At 32.8% G+C, this 20,862-nt stretch carries 24 protein-coding genes; 4 read left to right on the forward strand and 20 right to left on the reverse strand.

Annotated features, from left to right (window positions below):
• Positions 1-60 precede the first annotated feature (60 nt).
• From R1X58_RS15480 to R1X58_RS15510, 7 genes are all read right to left on the reverse strand, one after another.
• A complete protein-coding gene (locus R1X58_RS15480) occupies positions 61-816 on the reverse strand; it encodes an NERD domain-containing protein (RefSeq protein ID WP_240573274.1) in 756 nt (251 codons plus the stop codon).
• Between the two features lie 30 nt (positions 817-846).
• Positions 847-1,398 (reverse strand): peptidylprolyl isomerase, encoded by a 552-nt coding sequence (locus R1X58_RS15485; RefSeq protein WP_258228402.1) that lies wholly within the window; start codon positions 1,396-1,398, stop codon positions 847-849.
• A gap of 50 nt (positions 1,399-1,448) precedes the next feature.
• The gene (locus R1X58_RS15490) at positions 1,449-1,739 is read right to left on the reverse strand and encodes a hypothetical protein (RefSeq protein ID WP_240573276.1); all 291 of its coding nucleotides are present in this window, start codon (positions 1,737-1,739) and stop codon (positions 1,449-1,451) included.
• Positions 1,740-1,818: 79 nt separating this feature from the next.
• Positions 1,819-2,577, reverse strand: coding sequence for an SDR family NAD(P)-dependent oxidoreductase (locus R1X58_RS15495; RefSeq protein ID WP_240573277.1), 759 nt, complete (start codon positions 2,575-2,577; stop codon positions 1,819-1,821).
• 24 nt (positions 2,578-2,601) lie between these two features.
• Positions 2,602-3,135 (reverse strand): hypothetical protein, encoded by a 534-nt coding sequence (locus R1X58_RS15500; protein WP_240573278.1) that lies wholly within the window; start codon positions 3,133-3,135, stop codon positions 2,602-2,604.
• 38 nt (positions 3,136-3,173) lie between these two features.
• Complete coding sequence (locus R1X58_RS15505; protein ID WP_240573279.1) at positions 3,174-3,545, reverse strand: VOC family protein; 372 nt, start codon at positions 3,543-3,545, stop codon at positions 3,174-3,176.
• Between the two features lie 64 nt (positions 3,546-3,609).
• Positions 3,610-4,818 carry a hypothetical protein gene (locus R1X58_RS15510; protein WP_240573280.1) on the reverse strand — a complete coding sequence of 403 codons (1,209 nt, stop codon included), beginning with the start codon at positions 4,816-4,818 and terminating at the stop codon, positions 3,610-3,612.
• A gap of 167 nt (positions 4,819-4,985) precedes the next feature.
• Between R1X58_RS15510 and R1X58_RS15515 the strand changes: the two genes are divergently transcribed.
• From R1X58_RS15515 to R1X58_RS15530, 4 genes are all read left to right on the forward strand, one after another.
• Positions 4,986-6,071: an acyltransferase family protein gene (locus tag R1X58_RS15515; RefSeq protein WP_240573281.1), complete on the forward strand. Its 1,086-nt coding sequence runs from the start codon at positions 4,986-4,988 to the stop codon at positions 6,069-6,071.
• A 212-nt stretch (positions 6,072-6,283) separates the two neighbouring features.
• Complete coding sequence (locus R1X58_RS15520) at positions 6,284-7,354, forward strand: sensor histidine kinase (protein ID WP_240573282.1); 1,071 nt, start codon at positions 6,284-6,286, stop codon at positions 7,352-7,354.
• A complete protein-coding gene (locus tag R1X58_RS15525; protein WP_240573283.1) occupies positions 7,351-8,064 on the forward strand; it encodes a LytR/AlgR family response regulator transcription factor in 714 nt (237 codons plus the stop codon). Before R1X58_RS15520 ends, R1X58_RS15525 begins: the two co-directional genes overlap by 4 nt.
• Before the next feature lie 223 nt (positions 8,065-8,287).
• Positions 8,288-9,172 (forward strand): hypothetical protein, encoded by an 885-nt coding sequence (locus tag R1X58_RS15530; RefSeq protein ID WP_240573284.1) that lies wholly within the window; start codon positions 8,288-8,290, stop codon positions 9,170-9,172.
• 70 nt (positions 9,173-9,242) lie between these two features.
• On the opposite strand, the gene R1X58_RS15535 is transcribed toward R1X58_RS15530, so the two are convergent.
• From R1X58_RS15535 to R1X58_RS15595, 13 genes are all read right to left on the reverse strand, one after another.
• The gene (locus R1X58_RS15535; RefSeq protein WP_240573285.1) at positions 9,243-10,451 is read right to left on the reverse strand and encodes a DUF418 domain-containing protein; all 1,209 of its coding nucleotides are present in this window, start codon (positions 10,449-10,451) and stop codon (positions 9,243-9,245) included.
• A gap of 48 nt (positions 10,452-10,499) precedes the next feature.
• A complete protein-coding gene (locus R1X58_RS15540) occupies positions 10,500-10,844 on the reverse strand; it encodes a hypothetical protein (protein WP_240573286.1) in 345 nt (114 codons plus the stop codon).
• A 226-nt stretch (positions 10,845-11,070) separates the two neighbouring features.
• On the reverse strand, positions 11,071-12,138 hold the full coding sequence (rsgA, locus tag R1X58_RS15545) for a ribosome small subunit-dependent GTPase A (RefSeq protein ID WP_240573287.1): 1,068 nt from the start codon (positions 12,136-12,138) through the stop codon (positions 11,071-11,073).
• Positions 12,139-12,209: 71 nt separating this feature from the next.
• Positions 12,210-12,689 carry a threonine/serine exporter family protein gene (locus tag R1X58_RS15550; protein ID WP_317292997.1) on the reverse strand — a complete coding sequence of 160 codons (480 nt, stop codon included), beginning with the start codon at positions 12,687-12,689 and terminating at the stop codon, positions 12,210-12,212.
• A gap of 11 nt (positions 12,690-12,700) precedes the next feature.
• Positions 12,701-13,474 carry a threonine/serine exporter family protein gene (locus tag R1X58_RS15555; protein ID WP_317292998.1) on the reverse strand — a complete coding sequence of 258 codons (774 nt, stop codon included), beginning with the start codon at positions 13,472-13,474 and terminating at the stop codon, positions 12,701-12,703.
• 212 nt (positions 13,475-13,686) lie between these two features.
• Positions 13,687-14,250 (reverse strand): hypothetical protein, encoded by a 564-nt coding sequence (locus tag R1X58_RS15560; RefSeq protein WP_240573290.1) that lies wholly within the window; start codon positions 14,248-14,250, stop codon positions 13,687-13,689.
• Positions 14,251-14,393: 143 nt separating this feature from the next.
• Positions 14,394-15,017: a CatB-related O-acetyltransferase gene (locus R1X58_RS15565; protein WP_240573291.1), complete on the reverse strand. Its 624-nt coding sequence runs from the start codon at positions 15,015-15,017 to the stop codon at positions 14,394-14,396.
• A gap of 167 nt (positions 15,018-15,184) precedes the next feature.
• Positions 15,185-16,411, reverse strand: coding sequence for a hypothetical protein (locus R1X58_RS15570; protein WP_240573292.1), 1,227 nt, complete (start codon positions 16,409-16,411; stop codon positions 15,185-15,187).
• 160 nt (positions 16,412-16,571) lie between these two features.
• Positions 16,572-17,012 (reverse strand): hypothetical protein, encoded by a 441-nt coding sequence (locus R1X58_RS15575; protein ID WP_240573293.1) that lies wholly within the window; start codon positions 17,010-17,012, stop codon positions 16,572-16,574.
• A gap of 170 nt (positions 17,013-17,182) precedes the next feature.
• The gene (locus R1X58_RS15580; RefSeq protein ID WP_240573294.1) at positions 17,183-17,812 is read right to left on the reverse strand and encodes a hypothetical protein; all 630 of its coding nucleotides are present in this window, start codon (positions 17,810-17,812) and stop codon (positions 17,183-17,185) included.
• 133 nt (positions 17,813-17,945) lie between these two features.
• On the reverse strand, positions 17,946-18,686 hold the full coding sequence (locus R1X58_RS15585) for a PA3715 family protein (RefSeq protein ID WP_240573295.1): 741 nt from the start codon (positions 18,684-18,686) through the stop codon (positions 17,946-17,948).
• Positions 18,687-18,845: 159 nt separating this feature from the next.
• Positions 18,846-19,571 (reverse strand): lysozyme inhibitor LprI family protein, encoded by a 726-nt coding sequence (locus R1X58_RS15590; protein ID WP_368734526.1) that lies wholly within the window; start codon positions 19,569-19,571, stop codon positions 18,846-18,848.
• 157 nt (positions 19,572-19,728) lie between these two features.
• The gene (locus tag R1X58_RS15595; RefSeq protein WP_240573297.1) at positions 19,729-20,190 is read right to left on the reverse strand and encodes a DMP19 family protein; all 462 of its coding nucleotides are present in this window, start codon (positions 20,188-20,190) and stop codon (positions 19,729-19,731) included.
• Positions 20,191-20,862 lie beyond the last annotated feature (672 nt).

The raw sequence follows: 20,862 nt of genomic DNA on the forward strand, positions 1-20,862 counted from the left end.
CCCTGTCCAGAATAATTGAACAGGGATTTTTTATATCAATCAACTAGAATATCACAAGTATTAACACTTAATTGTATATCTACACTTTGGGAAGCTCAAGCACCCATAAAACCTACCATATTTCCCGCCTTTAATAACGAGTTTACCTCCGCAATTAGGACACGTTCTTCCGCCTATCTGATTTTTCTTTTCTTTAACTTGCTTTTTTACCCGTTTTATATGCCTCTTATTTTCTTTTCTGTCAGTAATATTAGATTCCAATAACGTATCTGCAATCTGCTTCATGATATCAGGAGGTAAATAATCCGTTTGGGTTGATTTCTTGATGACTCTTCTAAGCTTTTTGGTTTTTATAACCGGTAAAGACGATGTAACATGCTTTAACTTTCCGCTACCAGCAAAAACAACAACTGGAAAATATTCGATAAATCCGAAAGGTGCTAAAATCTCCTTTAAAGCAAAAACATGTACCCAATTCTGTTTAATTGGATTTCTGAGTTTCTTCTTGAATTTATAAATAGATTGCATCCAGTATTCGGCATGTTCGTGTCCGTAAATCCAGCCTTTGTAGTTTTTGGTTTCTATCACAAAAATTCCTGACTTACAGACAACAATATGATCTATTTGTGTCGTAGAATCTCCGAATTTTAATAAAACATCATTTAAAACCAGATACTTTCGTTTATTAAGTCTGCTTAGCTTTTTTGCCACCTCATGCTCTCCTCGAGCTCCTATAATTCTAGGACGTATATTGCTCTTATAATGGTATGAAAACCCGTAAAAAATTAAAACAAAAAGAAGAATAACAATTGCCATTTCTAACACAAAAGTCTACCGTTTGGAGCTCTATAAAGTATTATAAAGGGTAGTAGATCCAACAGACACAATGCTGAAAGGAACAGGCTTAATCAACATCTGATCTTCATCCTTTAACTGCTGAATAGCTTTAACCACATCCATTCCTTGAACGACCTTACCAAAGGCAGCAAAGCCCTGTCCATCAGGATTACGTTTTCCCCCATAATCCAACTCAGGTTGATTACCTATGCAAATAAAAAATTCTGTGGTTGCTGTTCCGGGTTCGTAACGCGCCATAGACAAAGTGCCTTCTTCATGCAAAATACCTGTTTGCTTGGTATTTTCATGTAGTACCGGTTCAAATGGAGTTTCTTCAGAATTAATTCCGCCTTGAATGACTTCAATTTTCACATTATTTTCAGGTTGATTATCTAAACGAACTGTTCTGTAAAAACTAGCATCTTTGAAAGTCCCCTGTTCAATATGTTTTAAAAAATTGGCACAGGTTTTTGGAGCTTTATCATGGTACAACTCTAAAACAATATTTCCTAAATCTGTTTCGATTTCAATTGTTGTATGTTTCTCATGTTTACAAGACATAAATAAAAGAAGACTAAACGTTATTATTTGGAGATATTTCATTTATGAGATTAAAAATTAAGTTTTAATCGGTTTGAAGACATTTCAATACCGGCAATAAAACTCGCAAATGCCGTTACAGCCACACATACGCCTAAAGCTATAATAGCAATACCTATCCATTTTAATACATTATTAAATTTTTCAGAGTTTACAGCTTCTGTCTCGCTTTCCGGAATAGCTTTCCTGGTAATTAACGTTAAAAAGGTTTTAAAATGGTCTTTAACTAAAAGCCCTATACAGGCGATGACTGCCGATTTTGCAACTGCAGTTAAGAATGTAAAAAATAAAACTGATTTCATTATTTAAGATTAGGGGTTAAAACGCCCGCAAACTACATAATTATTTTTAAACAAAGGTTTATAATTGCACCAAGGTCAATTACAAAAATACACCTCCTGAAGCTTCAATACGTTGCCCATTAATCCACCCCGCTTCGTCTGTACATAAAAAGGCCACAATACTCCCAATATCCTCTGGCTCACCCACACGACCTAAAGCAGTGACATTAGACAGTAGTTTTCTTTTTTCTTCGTTCTTTTTATTCTCACCATTACCAAAATCTGTAGCAATAGCTCCAGGCGCCACAGCATTTGCTCTTATTTTTTTATACGCCAATTCCTTGGCCAGATAACGCGTAAACACGTCAACAGCACCTTTCATAGAAGCATAGGCAGACGATTTAGGCAACGTAAATCGTGCTAAACCTGAAGATATATTCACAATGCCGCCCTTATCATTCATATAAGGCACCGCTTTTTGCGTTAAAAAATACACACCCTTTAAATGCACGTTAACCATCTCATCAAACTGAGCCTCTGTAGTTTCTTCAAAAGGCACATATAACCCTGTACCCGCATTATTAATTAAAAAATCGAAATTCGGACTACCATTCTCTTCTTTCAGATAATTGGAAATGTTCTTAAAAAAATCATCAAATCCCGCTGTCGAACTGGTATCTAACTGAAACGCCTTAGCCTTTTTACCTAAGTCTTCAATAACCTTAACAACCTCCTTTGCGGCTGCTTCATTGCTATGATAAGTAATAATAACATCTAAGCCTTTTTTAGCCAGATTGATAGCCATATCTCTTCCTAAGCCACGACTTCCTCCGGTTACTAATGCTATTTTTGTCTTCATAATTTATTTCCTCTTTTTAAATATTTACTTCCACTGCCATTGGATATCATCAACATAAGTCGCTCCCAAAGACTGGATTTCATTTTTAAATACCTCTAAATCTTTAATCTTCTGTTTCGGAACAATTAATGCCAACTCGGTTGTTAGCCTGATAAAGACATGTTTTGGAAGTTCAATTAATTCCTTTAATTCGCTGGCATTTACTTTGGTTTCGGCCGTAAAATCTTTAGTCAGTAAGCTGCCATCTTCTATCGTTAATTCAACTGTTTTATCAATTCTATTTTGATAATGCTCTTCGATATGCTTTTGAAAATGTTTCTTATAACGCCATTTGGAATATTTGGGGTAAAACAAAAACCAAACAACACCAATACCAGCAAACATTAAGCCTTCGGTTAAATTACCTAAGCTTACAACATAACCTCCTAATGCCACATAAATAAACGGGATAATGATACGGGAACGAAAACGTCTGCTTTTATGCGATTTGGATTTTGAAGAAGCATACAGCTGATATTCTAAAAAGTCAGATTTACCTAATGTATAAGTTAATTTCATGGAAACATAAATATAAAACGAAGATAGTAAACGAAAAGCTACTCGTCCTTCTCCATTTTAAAATACGGATTGTAAATAATGCCTATTATGTTTCCATAAGGATCCTTTACTGTAGCCGTCATGAGTTCTCCTCCAACATTAAAGGGCGCTTCATGTTCTGTTGCTCCTAAATCGAGCAACCTATTAAATGTCGCGTAAATATCCTCCACACCCCAATACGACACGACACTTTCCGCCTTATCTGTAACAGGCTCTTCTTCTGGCTGAAGTCCTAATTCAAACCCACCAATATTAAATCCTACATAAAAAGGTTCATTAAAATACGGCTCAGTTTCAAAAGCTTTGATATACCAATCGGTAGCCTGTTCAATATTACTAACCTTATAAATGGTTGTTCGAAGTCCTAACATGTTTATACTTTTTCATCTAAGATACTAAACATTCACCTTCAATGACCTACAGATTTAAACCAAATTACAAAACATCCTTTTTAAACAAAATGGATTCCGATTTATTTGTTACAACAATATTATAATTTCCTTTTGGCAACCCAAGATGACAACCTGCATCTCTTTTCTCTACCTCTGTTATATCAATGGGAATAGCCTCATGCAAATCCTCATTACTATTGAATGCAAGAACCATAACAGGAAATTCTAGATTTATCTTATTCATGTTTATTTCAACATCTTTATTTCCCCTTTCGAAAACCCAGTTCGGTCTTTTGTTGTTATAAGTAGTCATTGGGTGAAACACCACTAAGTCCATCCTCTCTTCTCCCTTTTTGTAACCAAATGGTTTTGAATTCTTATCTAATAAAATTGAGTAGTTTTCAAAATTAAATGCCTGAGAAAAGATGTTACTATTTTCTCTTTTAGATTTTTCTGAATAAAACACTTGATCAATAGTAAAAGGATCTATCCCTGTCAATTGATGCAACCTACCTGCCAACGCTGCGCCTCCAAAAAACTTAATATATCCTTCAAGAGCATGACCGCTTCCACAATGAATTAAAAATTTCTCATCGGGATTCTCTTTTATAATTTTAGCCATATTATTAGCCTGGTCTATTTCTCTTACCTCCCCTCCAATATCTCCTTTAGTTTCATAGGCATGTATTTTAAAGCCAATTTTCAATGCCTCACGAATCATGTTGCTAAACTGTGGATTCCATAAATACGTACCAAATTCATATTTTGAATACCTCAAAGCATTCAATAAAGTATCTGATCCATCATTATATAAAGCTTCTACACATAAATTTTTATATCCTTTTGCATACAAATCTTTTAACAATTCTTCTGTGAAAATTCTGTGCGTAGCATTACAATGCATTTCGTTTATTATTATAATTTTTTCATGATCAGCCTGACTTAAAATATAGTCTTTGGCGTCATTTACCTTGTAAAGATTACGAACAGAATCTAATTGCTTTTGCTTATGTTCTTTAGGCTGAGCATTCATTGCTAAATCCCAATGTTCCAATGCCTTTTCATGATTAACAACATATGAATAATCGACTGAAGAATCTTGATAATCCGGATTTTCCCCAAGAACACTTTTCTCTATTTCATTGGTAAACTTATAGCGGTTTTCAAAAGTAATTTCCATTATTTCCACCTCTTTGGTTTTACACGATAAAACAACAAAGGACAATAGGGCGACATAAATAGGTTTTTTCATAAATGATTTAATTGAGTTGGTTAGAAAATTATCATGTAAGAAATATACTAAAAAAATATTTTTAATTCCATGATTTCTTTTTACTACTTATAATCTCTCCAATTTCTATTCTATCATCGATTTTTTAATAGATTTACAGCAATTAAATACAAATCTCATCTTCTTTCATGAATCAACCTACAACCTCAACCCAACTTCAAAGCAAACCTCATTTTCATATTTTAGACGGCTTAAGAGGGATTGCCGCATTAGCGGTAGTGGTGTTTCATTATATGGAGTGGATTTACTACGACGACTTTTCTAAAAACTTTATAGCTCACGGATTTCTGGCTGTAGATTTCTTTTTCTGCCTTTCGGGATTTGTAATCGCTTATGCTTACGATAACAGGCTACCACAAATAGGACTAAAATCGTTTTTTACATCCCGACTTATACGATTACATCCATTAGTTATTTTCGGGTCTGTAATTGGTTTTATTGGCTTGTTGATTGATCCTTTTGAAAATCATGCCGAGGGATATTCGATTGCTAAACTACTTTTAATTTTAATCTGCTCTTTATTTGTTATTCCGCTACCTGTAATGAAAGAACGTGGCTTTAATTTATTCAGCTTAAATGCTCCTGCATGGTCTTTATTCTGGGAATACATCGCAAATTTGCTGTATGCTTTCATCCTCATTAAATTATCTAAAAAAGTACTGCAAGTTCTATTAATTCCTGCGGCAGTTGCACTTATTTGGGTGAGTTATTCTTCTGAAAATTTACTAGGCGGCTGGAGCGGTGGCACTTTTGCAGATGGTGGTATAAGAATGTTTTATTCTTTCCTTGCCGGGTTGGTTGTTTACAGATCTGGTTGGATTATTAAAAACAAATTAGGTTTTATTGGATTATCTGTGCTATTAACTGCTGCTTTTGTGATGCCATGGGGTTCTCTAAACTGGATAACCGAAGCTTTAGTGGTTTTGTTTTATTTCCCGTTATTAGTATCTCTGGGAGCTGGTTCTATTCAATCTGAATCTTTCAAAAAATTGTGTGTGTTTTTAGGAAACATCTCTTATCCCTTGTATATGACGCACTATGCAGGCATCTGGTGGTTTGGCAATTACTATGTTACACAAAACCCTTCGCCTGAAAAACTAGCCTACATAATCATTTTTGGAACCATCACGATGGTACTTTTCAGCTGGATTGTCATGAAATTTTACGATACTCCGGTTCGCAATTACTTAACGAGATTAAGACAGAAAAGGTAAGTTTAAAATACCAATAATTACGGGGCATATTACAGAATTGAAGTTATAAAAACGAAAATCTTCACCCCGACAAACACCTAACAAATCTTAAACTGTAGAGATAGACAAAATGACTAATTAACACCATTCATCCATAACTAATTGAATTTCAAAAATTAAATTTTAATTAGACAGAATTATTAACTATTTTAAATAAAATTCTGACTATGGCTATGAATCAAATAAAATGGGCAAAGACACTCAAAACCATTGGTTTACACACTTTGTTTTGGTTACTGATTACAACCTATTTTGCATGGGGTTTTGGGCTTAATATAAATCCTAAAAAATCGTTTATAAATGCAAGTTTGTATTTACCTGGATTTATGATTATGGCTTATTCTCTTGATCATTTGCTAATACCCAAATTCTTACTTAAACGAAAATTCATCTCATTTACAGCAGGACTTATCATCACAGTATTACTATGTGGGGCTTACACTTCCCTGGCACAAATCTCTATAAATATTAATTCACAATTAAAAGGAATGACCGTATTGATAGGTAAAAATGTTCTGCCTTTTTTTCATGTTGGTGGTATTGTAATCTCTATAAAACTGTTACAGTACTGGTATGAACAAAAACAACAAACTTTGGAAGCCGAAAAACAAAAATCACAGGCAGAATTAAAACTTTTAAAAGCGCAGCTGCACCCGCACTTTTTGTTCAATACACTAAATAATTTATATTCTCACACTTTAGAACAGTCTATTCATGCCCCTGAAATAGTTTTAAAACTATCTTCATTACTTCGATTCATGGTTTATGAAAGTGATGTAGCCAGAATTCCGCTGGTAAAAGAGATTGAACTTCTCAGAAATTACATTGCTTTAGAGCAATTGCGTTATGGAGACCGCCTAGACATATCGATAACCATTTCAGGCCATGTTAAAAATTTCCAAATAGCCCCCATGCTTCTGCTCCCGTTTTTAGAAAATGCTTTTAAGCATGGCACGAGTAAACAAATAGACCAATGCTGGATTCGTCTGGATATGATATTAAAAGAATCTGTAATGACATTTAAACTGGTGAATAGTATAGAACATAATATTAACAAAAACACAAAACATAGCGGTGGCCTGGGATTACAAAATGTAATGCGAAGATTAGAGTTGCTATACCATGGGAAATATAAATTTAAAACCAACTTACTAAATGATGTTTTTATTGTTGACCTGGAAATTGAGTTAGAAGAACTACAAGAAGAATTTAAGGATAAACTAATCAAACAACACTCATTATGAAACACAAATGTCTTATAGTAGATGATGAGCCCCCCGCAATTAAAGTATTAACAAATTATATTAAAACTTTAAACCAGCTGGATATTGTTGGAACTTGTGTTAATGCCTTTCAGGCCATCGAGCTTTTAAACGAACACAAAATAGATTTAATGTTTTTAGATATAAACATGCCCAAATTAATTGGCACTGATTTATTAAAATCCCTTCGCTACCCACCCAAAGTTATATTTACAACAGCTCACAAAGGGTATGCCATTGAAGCCTTCGACCTTGATGCCATAGATTATCTTCTTAAACCCATTTCCTTCGAACGGTTTTTGAAAGCTGTTAATAAATATTCTCAGTTAAATGCAACTGAATCTGAGGAAATTATAGATGATTCAGGGTTTTTATATTTCCGCTCTGATCGAAAAATGATTAAAATTTTTCTTGAAGAAATACTTTACATTGAAAGTTTAAGAGATTATATCATCATCCACAAAGAGGATTGTACAACGTTGAAGGTCAAACAAACACTGTCTTCGGTTGAAGATATGCTTCCTAAAAATTTATTTATTCGAATTCACCGATCATTTATTATTTCCATCAATAAAGTTACTGCCTTCACAAAAAATGATGTGGAAATAGGTAAAATTGAAATTCCTTTTGGCAAAAATTATTCAGAAATGGTTCAAAAATTGGCACCTGGCAACTATAATTTAGAAGATTAGAATAATTGCCAACTAAAATTTATTTCCCTTTAATTAACCATAAAATACGATTTAAGTGATTTGTCGCATTTATCTGCTTATCTATCTACAAAATTCAATAGTACACCTCATTTAATGTTTTCTCTCCTGAATTGCATTTAATTTTATAACGTCTTCAAAACTAAACTGAGCTTCTTCCTATACAACCGCTTAATAATTTCTATTAACACTAAAACTTAGGAAAATGAAAACATTAATCAACAACTTAAAGAAAGTAATGGCTCTTGTCATTGTATTTAGCTTTTGCTCTTGCAGTACTAATGATGAATTATCCAATGCATCAACAAGTACTAACAGCTCCTTAAAAACCAGTTCGGATAAATTCAATGTCTTTAAAGGTCCGGAAGTACAATACCTTAATGGCAAAGCTCGCTCCTGGATTAGTATTAACAAAGAAGGATTTCCACTGGAATTAGCAATTGAATTCACACCTGATGTCTTGGTAGATTTACCAATACCTACAGACGGAGAAATGGTAATGCCTGAAAATAATATCTTGCCAGGAACGCTTGTTGAAGATGGTGCCACAGTTTTACCTTTACACAGCAAAGCCAAAGAAGTAACCCCTTTTGAACATATTGGTTTAAACTTTCAGCCCATGGGTCATGATCCCGGATTTAACGTTCCTCATTTCGATTTACACTTTTATGCCATTACTTTGGAAGAACGATTAGCAATTCCTACCTACGATCAAAACAATCAAGATATTGTTGATGCCTTCAACCTTTTTCCTGATCCAACAAAAATGCCAAACGATTATGTAAAACCGCCATTAATTCAAGCCTCGTATCCTAATATGGGTAAACACTGGCTTCCAATTTCCTGGTTTATAGGGAGCAATACATTTACTCACATTATGGTTTATGGGTCTTATGCTCAAAAAAATACGTTTACAGAACCCATGATAACCGTTGATTATTTATTATCAGGAGAAGAGTTTAGTGGCACTTATTCCCAGCCACTTACTTTTGAAGAACCCGGAAATAACTACCCGACAAAATACAACATCTATCACGACGAATTAAATGGTAACATATACATTACACTAAGCGATTTTGTTACCAGATAATTTTAAAGGATAACTCTTAAACAAATAAAAAGGGAGCATTTAATCATGTTCCCTTTTTATTTGCTTTAATCTAACTCACTGGAAATTTTAAAGAAACTCTGTCTGATTCCGACAGTTTATTAGATAACCATGTTCTATCGGTTCCGCATCGCCAAAGCCATTCTAAAGGCCCGTATTTAAACTTGCTAAACCACCATTGAGCAAACAACATTTGCATTATAAAAAACAGTAGCCCTAAACCAAGAGCAACAGTTCCCGACAATTTTAACAGTAATCCTAAACCATATCCGTAAAACACAAATAAACCAAATACCGATTGAAACACATAAGTCGTCAAACCCATTTTCCCAACTGGTATTAAATATTTTATAAATTTTCCAATGAAATTCGATTTATAAGCCAAAAGCAACAAACCTATATAAAATAAGGGCATAAAAATATTTGAAGCATCCTTAGATATCCCTCCTAAAAACTGTACAAACTCTGAATAATTAGACCTCGAAAAATGAAAATTAATCCAAACTAAAGGCATCCCTATACTAAAGGATACTAAAATCAATCTCTTCAAAGGAATGTGTTCCAACCTCTCGTGCCACTTTCTTCTTCCTACCCAAAGCCCAAGAAGAAACAATCCGGGAACAATCCACATTCGTCCACTGGATTTCAAATAATTATACTTATTAATAAAACCTGCAGTACTATTAGATATTAATAACTTCTTATACTCCCCCTCAAGAACCAAATCAAAATAACTGTTTGCTAACTCTAATTTGGTCTTTCCGCCTGTATTTTGTGGTGCTGCCTCTGTCTTCTGAAAAAACAAAGCACTCCCTTTTTGCAAAACAGCAGGCCCATTAAGAGCTAAAAACAGTCCTGCCACAAAAATTATTTTCGTTGGGATTTTTCTAAAAAGAATTAAAATTATTCCAAAAACAGCATAGACTGTTAAAAAATCTCCTCGATAGTGAATGTGATGCACGTAACCGATAACAAAAAGCAACACCAGACGCCATGCAAACTTCCTAGAGCTCGCATCTTTTTTCCCATCTAAAATTAAATAAAAACTAAGTCCGAAAAGCATTGAAAAAATGGCATAAAACTTCCCGACAAAGAAATTCCTAACCATAAAACGGCTTAATTCGTCAACAGGGAAAAACATGTTAAAACCATTATATTGAGGAGGCACTAAACTCGCCAGATACCCCTGAAACATATGCGTCATAATGATGCCAAATAAAGCAAAACCTCTTAATGCATCTATTTCCCTTATTCGTTTCATTATCCTAAAAATCTTGTTTTACATTTTTAAAACAAAATTATCAATTTATCACTCCCGTCTTTTTAAAATCAGTTGAATTAAATCGAAAAATTCAAATTCAACAACAAGTTTATCTGAAGTTAGCTCCCTTATATAAACGCCCGGAGTAGAGTTATCCATAAATATAGAATCGCCTTCAACTTTCCAGCTATGCACTATATCTGAATCTATATACAGGGAATCCTTTGTAAATTTTGCCACATGCAAAATTTTAGAATCCGGATCTATTAATTTTCCGGTTTTAATTTCTATTTGCGAAACAATATCCCAGGTTCCTAAAAAATCTTTCTTCTTGTGGCCTTGTTCGCAACCTACAACCAAGAACACTGTAAGTATAAAAATTAACTGTTTCATTTCCTCATGATTTAAAATCAACTAATTTTTCAAAAAATTGATTGAACAATTTACGAAATTAAAACAGTCTTTAATATTATTTATATTTAGTTATTAGACTTAATCAATCCGATATTTCTATTACCTCGTATTGCCATAAATCTGAACTTTTATAGCTTTTGATGCACTGAAAACAATAAACAATACTATTCAATAAAGTCTATATATGTTTTTGTAGAGTCGTTATTTAATTCCTATTAGAGTTTTTAGACTTCTTATACTGCTTTATCATCTTACCAAAGTCTTTATCCTTTTTACGTTTTTCGGCCACTGTCGATTCAAAATGTTCTTTTTCTCTTTCCATTTTTAGATAATTTTCAAAAAACGATTCCTCTATTTCTCCTTTTTCTATGGCCGATATTACAGCACAGCCCTGCTCTGTAGTATGCGTACAATCTGAAAATTTACAATGTTGTGTTAATTCGTATATTTTTTCGAATGTGCTTTCTAATCCACCTGAAGCATCTGTTATTCCAACCTCTCGCATTCCCGGATTATCAATAAGTATCGCTCCGTTTATTAAAGATATTAGCTCTCGGTGTGTGGTAACATGTTTACCTCTGTCTATACGTTCACTAATACTTCCTGTTTTCATCAAATATGCTCCACTCAAACTATTTATAAGCGAAGATTTACCTACGCCAGACGACCCTAAAAGACAGTAGGTTTTACCCTTATAAATCAGTTTTTTCAGGTCATCCATCCCCATTTGGGTTTTATTACTCACAGCAACAATAGAAACATTTTTAATCCTATTGTTTATTTCATCAAGTAAGACATTTACCTTCTGTACATCTGTCAGGTCTGTTTTTGTAACAACGATTATTGGTTTGATTTTCGAAGCGTAACATAAGGTTAAATAACGCTCCAACCTGTTGATATTAAAATCTCTGTTTACCGATTGTATAATTAATCCATAATCGACATTACTGGCTATTAATTGCGCTTCTCCATATTTACCTATGGCTTGACGTTCTAAAACAGAAAAACGAGGCAAAACAGCATGAATTAACCCTTTACCTTCATCATATTCCGAAATAGCAACCCAATCTCCAACAACAGGTAAATCATTTCTACTTGTAGCCGTATATCTTAAATTCCCTATAAGTTCACCGTCCAGAGTTTTCGCATCGGTGACTACCACATACCGATCTTTATGCTCCTGCGCTACCCTGCCCACTTCAAACGCTCCGAGATTATGCTGTTGTCTATAATCTTCTAAGGTTTTACTATATCCTAAATCTTCCAGAGCCATATTAAAATATATTACATTAATCTCAATTTTACACCTGCCTTTTAAACAATATCCTGAGCACATCTTTACATTTACTTTTTGTGGATATAATGCAACGAGCTTTTTCTAAAAAGAAGATAAGGGAAGCTTATACCAATTGCTAAAACACAAAGTATAAATATGGCTTTTATCCCATTTGAATACGTATGCGACAGTAATTTAATAAATTCATGTTCAGTAATTTCCCTGCTATCAGCCAATTTCACAAATCCAATCATCATGCGGTATAAAAAAATACCCGGCACCATTGGAATGATTGAAGGAATAGCAATGGTTAAAGGTGGTCTTTTTATATATCGTGCCAAGTAATAGCTTAAAAAGCCAACACTTGTTGCTCCAAAAAACGATGTAATAATAACGTTAATACCAAAAAGCATCAGTCCTGCTTTTATAAAAATACCGGTTATACCAATAAAAAATATGGTAACCAGTGATGAAGATTGTGTATTAAACAGAATGGCGTAACCTATAGCGGCAACCCCTCCTGCCAAAGCTTTCAATATTAAGAGCACATAGTCCATATTTACAAATTGAAAATTACAATTGAACAAATCATTCCTATGGCAATCATAAATGAAATACCTAAACCGTTAATTAAACGAATTATCCCATTTAACAGATTTCCATCAATAAAATCGATAAACGAATTAATTAAAGGAACCCCGGGAATAAGAAATAAAACCGAGGTTGCAAACGCGTGTTCAAGGTCTGCTTCCGGGAAAAAACACCTGAAAGCACCAGCTATAAAGGTCGCTGTAAATGCTCCTAAGAAAACACATAAATATGGATTTAAATGAATTCGTGTGGTTTCCTGCTTAACAAAAAGCCCTAAAAAAGTAGCTATAAAACAAACCGACATTGAAAAAAGACTCCCTTCAGCAAGGAAGCAAAAACCAGCACCAGCCAGTGAAACCGCATTCATAACAATAAACCGATGATAATGAGGTGCATTTTCAAGTTTATCAAGTTCCTTTATAATATTAACTAATTGCCATTTAGAGTTTTTAATATTCAAACTCATCAAACTAATCCCCGAAACAATCTTAAAATTAACCCCAACAGATGCGGTTCGTTTTACACTGTTAAAAACAGGTTCTTCCTGTTGGTTTAATAAGGTTAAAATAATCGCTCTGTGAGTAATCAGGGCATTTGCATTCATATCATAAGCGCGTGCAATACGCTCTAAAATGATTCTAATCCGTGCAGTACAAGCTCCCGAACTTTGTAACATGGAACCGATTCGCAGCAAAATCATTCCTATGTCCTGAATTTCATTTTCCTTTTCGGCCATTTTCATAAAGCTTTTACAGGTTAACAATATGTTTTTGATGTATAAAAAATCAGAATAAAACAGCTTGACTGATGTATAGCAAACAGGGTTCTTGTTACTATTCTACAATCAAATCCAGGATTATCAGATTACAAACTAAGATACTACAATTGCCCCACACTTTCTATAGAAAAAAGTGAACAAAACTTATACATTTTTAGCTTTAAACTCTTAAATCTTTATTGTATTGATTTCTGAATAGTTTTAGGAATATAATTTTTAGTTTTCTTATTCAGCACAGTAAATTTCCATCCGCTTTTCTCTTCTATTGCATAAATTGGGAAAACGTTCACAATTGTGATTGTCCATTTTTCTTTATCTAGTTTAACATTTTCTTCCCCATATTCTTTTACTAGTGATAAATAAGCCATTTGACTTGCAAAATCCGCTCCTCCTTTATCCTGAAATTCACTGAAATTCACTGTGGTTTCCTGTGGTAAGTTAATACGTGCATATTTAACTTTGTTTAATGTAATCAAAGTGTCAATTTCAAATATATTATCCATTTTTATGTTTACATTCATTGTACTGGATGACACTTCTTTTAGTTGACTCAAAAATTCTCTACGAGAAATCGAGTCAAATGTAAATTCAGGAAAATATTCAACCATTTTTTCAAAGTTAGATTCATTATTTACCTTTATAAAACTCTTTATTTCAAAGAATAATTTCTCATCTTTTTCTTGAGAAAACATAACAGATAAATTAGTTAGAAATATTAATGTCAGAATAGTTTTTTTCATGGCTTAAAGCTAACGTGTTTTATATGATTTATACAGACTTTTCTAACGGAAAATGTTCATCTGCCCTATAGATAATTGATTGCAAAGAATCTCGTTAAAAGAATCCGACGGCAATTAATTAAACCGTGTCAGGAATAGTATTTTTATTCAACTATTTTTTCAAGTTTATTGTCTGTTAAATTCTGAACATTTCTTGTTATTCGTTCTATATCCCAATTCCACCATTGAATTTCCAATAGCTTTTTAATTTTTTCATCTGAAAAACGTTTCTTAATTTCTTTGGAAGGATTTCCTCCAACAATAGAATAAGGTTCAACATCTTTTATAACAGTAGAGTTTGTTGCAATTATAGCTCCGTCTCCAATGGTTACTCCTGCCATTATCGTTGCATTATACCCAATCCACACATCATTACCGATAGTTATATCTCCTTTTTTCGGATATTCCTTTCCGTCCATTACTGTTTTCCAGTCTTCACCAAAAATAGCAAACGGGTAAGTTGTTAGCGATTCCGTTAAATGATTTGCTCCATTCATTATAAATTTAACGTCGGAGGCAATCATACAAAATTTTCCAATTCTTAATTTGTCGCCAACAAAATCAAAGTGATATTTTACGTTTTTCTCAAAATTTTCAACGTTTTCGAAATCATCATAGTAGGTGTAATCTCCAACGATAATATTGGGATTTTTAATGATGTTTTTAAGAAAGCAAAGTCTATTATAGTTGTCGAGCGGAAATATTTTATTCTTGTCTGGTATTTTCATTCTTTGAAGTGTTTTATCCTATGAGCGACAACGGTTTGGCTATGATTTCGTTGTGGAATCATCCGCAGGATTATTCCGCCGAAATCCAGCCGCTTGATTTATACTTTTATTTTGGTGTGGCACAAAACCACAATGAATTATAGCCATTGTTGGCACCTGTGCTTTATTTATGGTAAATGATACATTTGAACTGCCAGTTGAATTTCTTTATTTGAATCATCTGGAATCGAAAAAATGTAATTAAACCAATTGTCATCATTCGCTTGTTTTTCCCTAATAAAATTTGGATGCTTTTTAATTACTTCTTTTGCTGTTTCTAATACAGAAGTGAATCCTTTATTCCTAACAAAAATCACTACAGAAGTTTTGGAATCTCTCCAAGTTAAATAACCTAAAAGTTGGTCAATAGTCGCTAAAAAGGCTTTTTCTCCTTCCCAAAATTTACATTCGGCAACAAATACTACTGAACTGTCATAACGCAGTTGTATATCAGTCTTACCAGTTTTATTAAAAGTTTCTCCACTTGCACTGCCAAATTCAAAATTTGGGTCAAGTGTTAGTAATATATGGTCGCGCAAATGCTCTTCGTATTTCCCAGAATAAACCGAAGGTAGACGCTCAAAATTTTTACCAACATCATTTATGATTTTCAATATTTTAATATAATTATCGTTGTCTAAAGTTGGTTCTGGTTTAAAGCCTTTTGTATGTACAATAGGTCTAACTTGAATTTTGTCTTTTAATTTGGGTTGTGGAACAGCAAATGTTTGTGGTGTTTCCGTTTTTTTCTTTACAGGAACACCAAGCGAAGCTATAAAATCTGTTTTTTTTGAAATTCTTTGTCTTCTTGCATTTATCGTTGAACGAATAAAATTTTCAAGACCATTGTTGTAAGCTTCAATATCATTTTTAAGATGCTGATAAGAACCAAAAATATATCTTACAGAATCGTTGTATGCTCTTTTTATTTTTTCAGCGTCATTATAAAAGTTGATATATTCTAACACAATTGTTCTTGATTGCTTATCAATTTTTATTTCATAACCAGCCATTGAAGTCCAACTACTTGGTCTGAATCGCAACAAGTCAATCGAACCTGAATATGGTATATGATACACAACAATATCTTTTTTAAAAGTTTTGTGAGGATTTGAAATCATAAATTCCATTGGAAAACGACTACCAGGAATATCTCTTTCATAAGTATCAACATAAACCTTATCTGTGTGAATTTCTGGTATATCAAGTGTGAATTCTGATTTCAAATATTCTATATATTGTTCTTCTCCAACATTTAATATATAGTCTTCACTTTCGGATTCTATACGATTTTTTACTTCAAGTCTTTTACTCGAAAGCAAATTGTCTAAAGTGTCTTCTGCATATATTTTCATTCAGATTTGGTTTTGCATTGGTGCCAACGGTTGGTGTATGATTTCGTTGCGTGGGTTCGGCACTAAGTTAGTAAATAAAAACTGGCAATAATTCAGCGTGAGGATTTTCCGAAGGAAAATCAGAAGCAATGAATTATACACGTTGTTGTAAACAGGCTTTTTAATTTTTTTCGAATATTTCGTCAATCCTTTTTTCAAGAATTTTGTTGAAACTATTTTTTTTGATGCTTAGCTTGCCTAATCCCCAAACGTCACACTCCGCATTGACAATAGTTTCTATTTTTTGATTATCCACAATTCTATTTAAGATTAATTCTTTTTTTAGAATTGTATAGATTCCAAAATTCAATACAGACGAATTTACCACTTTAATTCGCGGGTCATTTTCTAAATCCTTAACCTTTTCATTTATCGATATGCCCTTGGTTTCAGTAACCGTATTGGTTCTTGATCCGTCAATGTTTGTGTTGTCAATTTTATTTTGAGTTGTAAGGTCAGTTTTGGATTTAAAATAGAATATAGGACTGAAAAATAATATTATTATAAATATAATTATGCCTATTAAAATATTTCTTTTTTTCCGATTCATTACTTTATTCATTATTCAGTTATGTGGGTTGCTTAGCTTGTTTACAACGGTTTGTGTATAGTTTCGTTGCGTGAAAATCCGCAGGATTTTCAGGGTTAAGAAACTAAGATAATAAAGTTGCGAGGATTTTCCGCGAGGAAAATCGGAAGCAATGAATTATACACGGTGTTGTGCGTTCGGCTTTATTTTTTCTTTTCTAATTTTATTAATCTTTTAAATTCAACTAACAGTCTTTCTTGTTCTTCTAAAAGATAGTCAGATGCAAATGGTGAACCGCAATCTTGGTTGTTTATTTGGTGCAAGAGTGTTCCATTTGAAAAGTAACTTTTGTCTTCTATAATTTCGGATTCTTCAAAATCGAAGACTTCATTATCATTATTTTCTTTTTTTGCTATGGAATCCCAGTAAATTGGTCTGTTGTATTTATATAATTTCTCAAAAACAAACGAAAGTTCTCCGTTTATCAAGTAATATTCTGTCAATTTTTGGGCTGTTTCTCCAAAGTGACGAGTAATTACTTTTTCCAATTTATTTTTTTGAAAATAAAAAACTGCAATTGCACTTTCGCTTGATTCGAGTATGTCAATTTGTTTTATTTCTGTCCAATTTTCAGTTGAATTTATCCGTTTAAAATTCTCTCGAATTGGTTTTAATTTTTGAGTTAGATATTCGTTAACTGGTGCATCAATTTCGTTTCTAGAAATTTTAATTTCCTCTACATCTTTTGACTTGTCATTTTCGTTTTGACAACTTCCAATTTCAAATGTCAGAAAAGCAAATAGTAGTGGTAATAAATTTCTCCAGTTTTTCATCTTTTTTGGTTCAGCTGACGCACAACGGTTTGGCTATGGTTTCGTTGCGTGAAAATCCGTGAGGATTTTCCGCCGTAAACCGAAGATAGCAATTTTTCGAGGACTTTCCGAGAGGAAAGTCAGAAGCAATGAACTATAGCCGGTGTTGTAAAACGTATTTTTTTTCTTTTTCGTTAAATATTAATGTTTCGTACTTTATACTTTCACTTTTAACTATCTCTTTGTCGCATTCTGAATCAAGTGAATAATTTTTAATCTTTGTCTTAATGCTTATGTCATTTAATTTATCCTCAAATTGGTCATTCATAATCAAAATACTCTTTGAAGTTTCAAAAGATGCATTTTCACAAGTTCCATTATTTTCTCCAGTAGTTTTTTCTATTTCTAAATTGCTCAAAACTTCAATTATTTTGTTGTCTTTTAAATAATATAAATTGATTATTTCACTGTCATAAGGATTTACTCTTGAACTTCCACTATAACTATATCTTAATCCAAAAGCTCTGATGTTTTTATTTAAATAATAAGGTGCAGTATCTATTTTTAATGAACTTAAATAAACGGCATCTGAAGTCCATTCAGATTTTTTCGTGTAATTAGCTTCAAATGATTTTGATTTTTTATCCCAAACAAGAATGTTATTGTCAATATCGTAACAATAGTCGCATTCATTATCTCTGTTCGTTAAAATTGGTAAGACAATAATAATTTTATCATTCTGATATGTCTTTAAAGTTGCTTTTTCTATTAATAAATCTTTTTCGTTAACTCTTAAAAACTCTATAGACTTTTCAATTAGTTCTTTGTCAGTCAATTTTTGTCCAAAAGATAACAATGAAAACAGAAATAAAGTTATGAATATTGATTTTTTCATTAGACTTGGGATATGTTTTACAACGGTCTCGGCTATGAGTAGTTGCGTGGTTTAGCACTTAACTTTGCAAGTACACACCAAACTGAAAATCCGCGAGGATTTTCAGAAGTAGGCGAGAACAAGCAATTTCTTATAGCCATTGTTGGCAACTGGTTTTTATTATTCAAACTTGAACCATTTTTTAAGCATATATACTTGGTCAATGGTTTTTCCGTTTTTTATTATTTCTATTTTCAAAAATTCATTTTCGGTTGCGATATACTTTAACTCCATATCTTTCATTCCGTTTGTGTCATAGAAGGCTCCATATTCGCAATCAAAAGGATTATTCTCGACTTCATTTGTGAATATTGATAATAAAATCATCTTTTCTGAATAAATGTCTTTGTCCTTATATCCGAAAATCCGATGGTCCTTTTTCATATTTGCTGACATCCAAATAGTTCCGTTTTTTTCGATAAAAGCTTTTCCCATATATTGAGAGTCAATTTCCTCAATAATTTTTACCGAGCCATTGCAAGCATCTCCTTCTTCAGTTCCGCTAACCCATTCTTTTAAAGTCTCAATTCTTTTATCGGTTAATTCTTTTAAGTAAAATGCTCTACAAGTTGGATGAATTGAACCATATATTTTATCTGAATAATTTGGGAATTTCATTTCCATTTCAGCGTCTCGAAATTGAATCCAAAGTCTTTGTGATTTTTTAAGGTTTTGTAGAAAGATTGTGTCCGATTTATATTCAGATAAAATGGTTTTATATATTTCATTCAATGTTTTGTCGGACTTGTTAAATTCTGCATATGCTTGTTTATTCATTTCCGCTTGAGTTTGCGAGAAACAACTAAAACTAAATGTCAGAATTATGAATGTAAGTAGGTTTTTCATTTTCTTTTTCAACTTGTTGCCAACGGTTTGGCTATGGTTTCGTTGCGTGAAAATCCGCGAGGATTTTCCGCCGTAAACCGAAGATAGCAAATTTGCGAGGACTTTCCGATAGGAAAGTCAGAAGCAATGAACTATAGCCGGTGTTGTAAGTAGTTTTTTATTCAAAGTCCGCTTTGTTTTTTTCAACATACTTAATTATCAGTTCAATAATATTGTCTTCGTATTTATAAAATTCGGTATCAAGTTCATTCCATAGAAATGAATTTGATTCTTTAGCCAACATAATATCTTGTCTTGCTTCCCAATTTTTCGGAACAGGTAAAGTTGGAAATAATTTTATCGCTCTATTTATTATGTCTGCAGTTTTTTCGGCTCCGATTTTCTGATAAGCATCAAGTATTTCGTGGGCAAATTCCCCAGAAGAATTGTAAAAGAACTGGTCAAATCCACCATTATTTACTTCTCTTTCTAAAATATCCACATAGAGAAAGGTTTTTTCCGATTCAGTTAAGTCTTCTAAAGAGTCATCGTCCCCAATTTTGTTTCCGATTAATTCTCCAATAGCAATAATTTTTTCAGTTTCATCCGACAGATTTAATGCTTTCTCAATTTCAGTCATTTTTTGATTACAATTAGTGAAAATTGTTAGAATTAATATTATTTGAAGTATTTCTCAAATTACTTACAACATGCATATAAACACACTGGTGTGTTTATTTTTTTTATATATACACCCAAATATACATAAATACCTACAAAATATTGTCTTTATTTAAGAAAATACATAATCAATTGAAAACCTATTTTAGAGGTTTCCTTCGAGTCATATTCGATATTCCTTCGGGAATTCTTCGGTAAAACCTTTATTTTACGGAGAAAACCCGAACCATTCCCGAAGGAAACTCGAATCAAACTCCTGTAAACGGCTAATATTATACGGTAAATTCTTATAATTAAATACAGAAACTAAGGTTTTACGCTCTTAAAAGCCATGTATCTTAACCATAACTGTCTGGTTAACGGTTAACAATCCTTCTTTTTTGATTTGATTAAAAGAGAGTGTTTCAAAATATAAAGCACTCGTAACAAAGCATTTCAATTAATAGTCATCCATAACCAATTCTTAATCATATCCGCTCACAGTTCACACCTTAAGATTACTCGATTTATGCTATCAAAGGCATAGCAAAGCCGTAGTTAAAGCGTAGCAAAGCCCACCTTAAAGTATGACCGTGTTAAAAACACAGGATTTGACAAAACTGAATAAAAACCGCATAATCAACTAAAATAC

The sequence above is a fragment of the Aestuariibaculum lutulentum genome (assembly GCF_032926325.1).
Classification (GTDB): domain Bacteria; phylum Bacteroidota; class Bacteroidia; order Flavobacteriales; family Flavobacteriaceae; genus Aestuariibaculum; species Aestuariibaculum lutulentum.

What these genes read in the sequence shown, in the direction of transcription:
- R1X58_RS15480 (WP_240573274.1), bottom strand. Translation starts at nt 816, where the DNA reads ATGGCAATTGTTATTCTTCTTTTTGTTTTAATTTTTTACGGGTTTTCA.
- R1X58_RS15485 (WP_258228402.1), bottom strand. Translation starts at nt 1,398, where the DNA reads ATGTCTTGTAAACATGAGAAACATACAACAATTGAAATCGAAACAGAT.
- R1X58_RS15490 (WP_240573276.1), bottom strand. Translation starts at nt 1,739, where the DNA reads ATGAAATCAGTTTTATTTTTTACATTCTTAACTGCAGTTGCAAAATCG.
- R1X58_RS15495 (WP_240573277.1), bottom strand. Translation starts at nt 2,577, where the DNA reads ATGAAGACAAAAATAGCATTAGTAACCGGAGGAAGTCGTGGCTTAGGA.
- R1X58_RS15500 (WP_240573278.1), bottom strand. Translation starts at nt 3,135, where the DNA reads ATGAAATTAACTTATACATTAGGTAAATCTGACTTTTTAGAATATCAG.
- R1X58_RS15505 (WP_240573279.1), bottom strand. Translation starts at nt 3,545, where the DNA reads ATGTTAGGACTTCGAACAACCATTTATAAGGTTAGTAATATTGAACAG.
- R1X58_RS15510 (WP_240573280.1), bottom strand. Translation starts at nt 4,818, where the DNA reads ATGAAAAAACCTATTTATGTCGCCCTATTGTCCTTTGTTGTTTTATCG.
- R1X58_RS15515 (WP_240573281.1), top strand. Translation starts at nt 4,986, where the DNA reads ATGAATCAACCTACAACCTCAACCCAACTTCAAAGCAAACCTCATTTT.
- R1X58_RS15520 (WP_240573282.1), top strand. Translation starts at nt 6,284, where the DNA reads ATGAATCAAATAAAATGGGCAAAGACACTCAAAACCATTGGTTTACAC.
- R1X58_RS15525 (WP_240573283.1), top strand. Translation starts at nt 7,351, where the DNA reads ATGAAACACAAATGTCTTATAGTAGATGATGAGCCCCCCGCAATTAAA.
- R1X58_RS15530 (WP_240573284.1), top strand. Translation starts at nt 8,288, where the DNA reads ATGAAAACATTAATCAACAACTTAAAGAAAGTAATGGCTCTTGTCATT.
- R1X58_RS15535 (WP_240573285.1), bottom strand. Translation starts at nt 10,451, where the DNA reads ATGAAACGAATAAGGGAAATAGATGCATTAAGAGGTTTTGCTTTATTT.
- R1X58_RS15540 (WP_240573286.1), bottom strand. Translation starts at nt 10,844, where the DNA reads ATGAAACAGTTAATTTTTATACTTACAGTGTTCTTGGTTGTAGGTTGC.
- rsgA (WP_240573287.1), bottom strand. Translation starts at nt 12,138, where the DNA reads ATGGCTCTGGAAGATTTAGGATATAGTAAAACCTTAGAAGATTATAGA.
- R1X58_RS15555 (WP_317292998.1), bottom strand. Translation starts at nt 13,474, where the DNA reads ATGAAAATGGCCGAAAAGGAAAATGAAATTCAGGACATAGGAATGATT.
- R1X58_RS15560 (WP_240573290.1), bottom strand. Translation starts at nt 14,250, where the DNA reads ATGAAAAAAACTATTCTGACATTAATATTTCTAACTAATTTATCTGTT.
- R1X58_RS15565 (WP_240573291.1), bottom strand. Translation starts at nt 15,017, where the DNA reads ATGAAAATACCAGACAAGAATAAAATATTTCCGCTCGACAACTATAAT.
- R1X58_RS15570 (WP_240573292.1), bottom strand. Translation starts at nt 16,411, where the DNA reads ATGAAAATATATGCAGAAGACACTTTAGACAATTTGCTTTCGAGTAAA.
- R1X58_RS15575 (WP_240573293.1), bottom strand. Translation starts at nt 17,012, where the DNA reads ATGAATAAAGTAATGAATCGGAAAAAAAGAAATATTTTAATAGGCATA.
- R1X58_RS15580 (WP_240573294.1), bottom strand. Translation starts at nt 17,812, where the DNA reads ATGAAAAACTGGAGAAATTTATTACCACTACTATTTGCTTTTCTGACA.
- R1X58_RS15585 (WP_240573295.1), bottom strand. Translation starts at nt 18,686, where the DNA reads ATGAAAAAATCAATATTCATAACTTTATTTCTGTTTTCATTGTTATCT.
- R1X58_RS15590 (WP_368734526.1), bottom strand. Translation starts at nt 19,571, where the DNA reads ATGAAAAACCTACTTACATTCATAATTCTGACATTTAGTTTTAGTTGT.
- R1X58_RS15595 (WP_240573297.1), bottom strand. Translation starts at nt 20,190, where the DNA reads ATGACTGAAATTGAGAAAGCATTAAATCTGTCGGATGAAACTGAAAAA.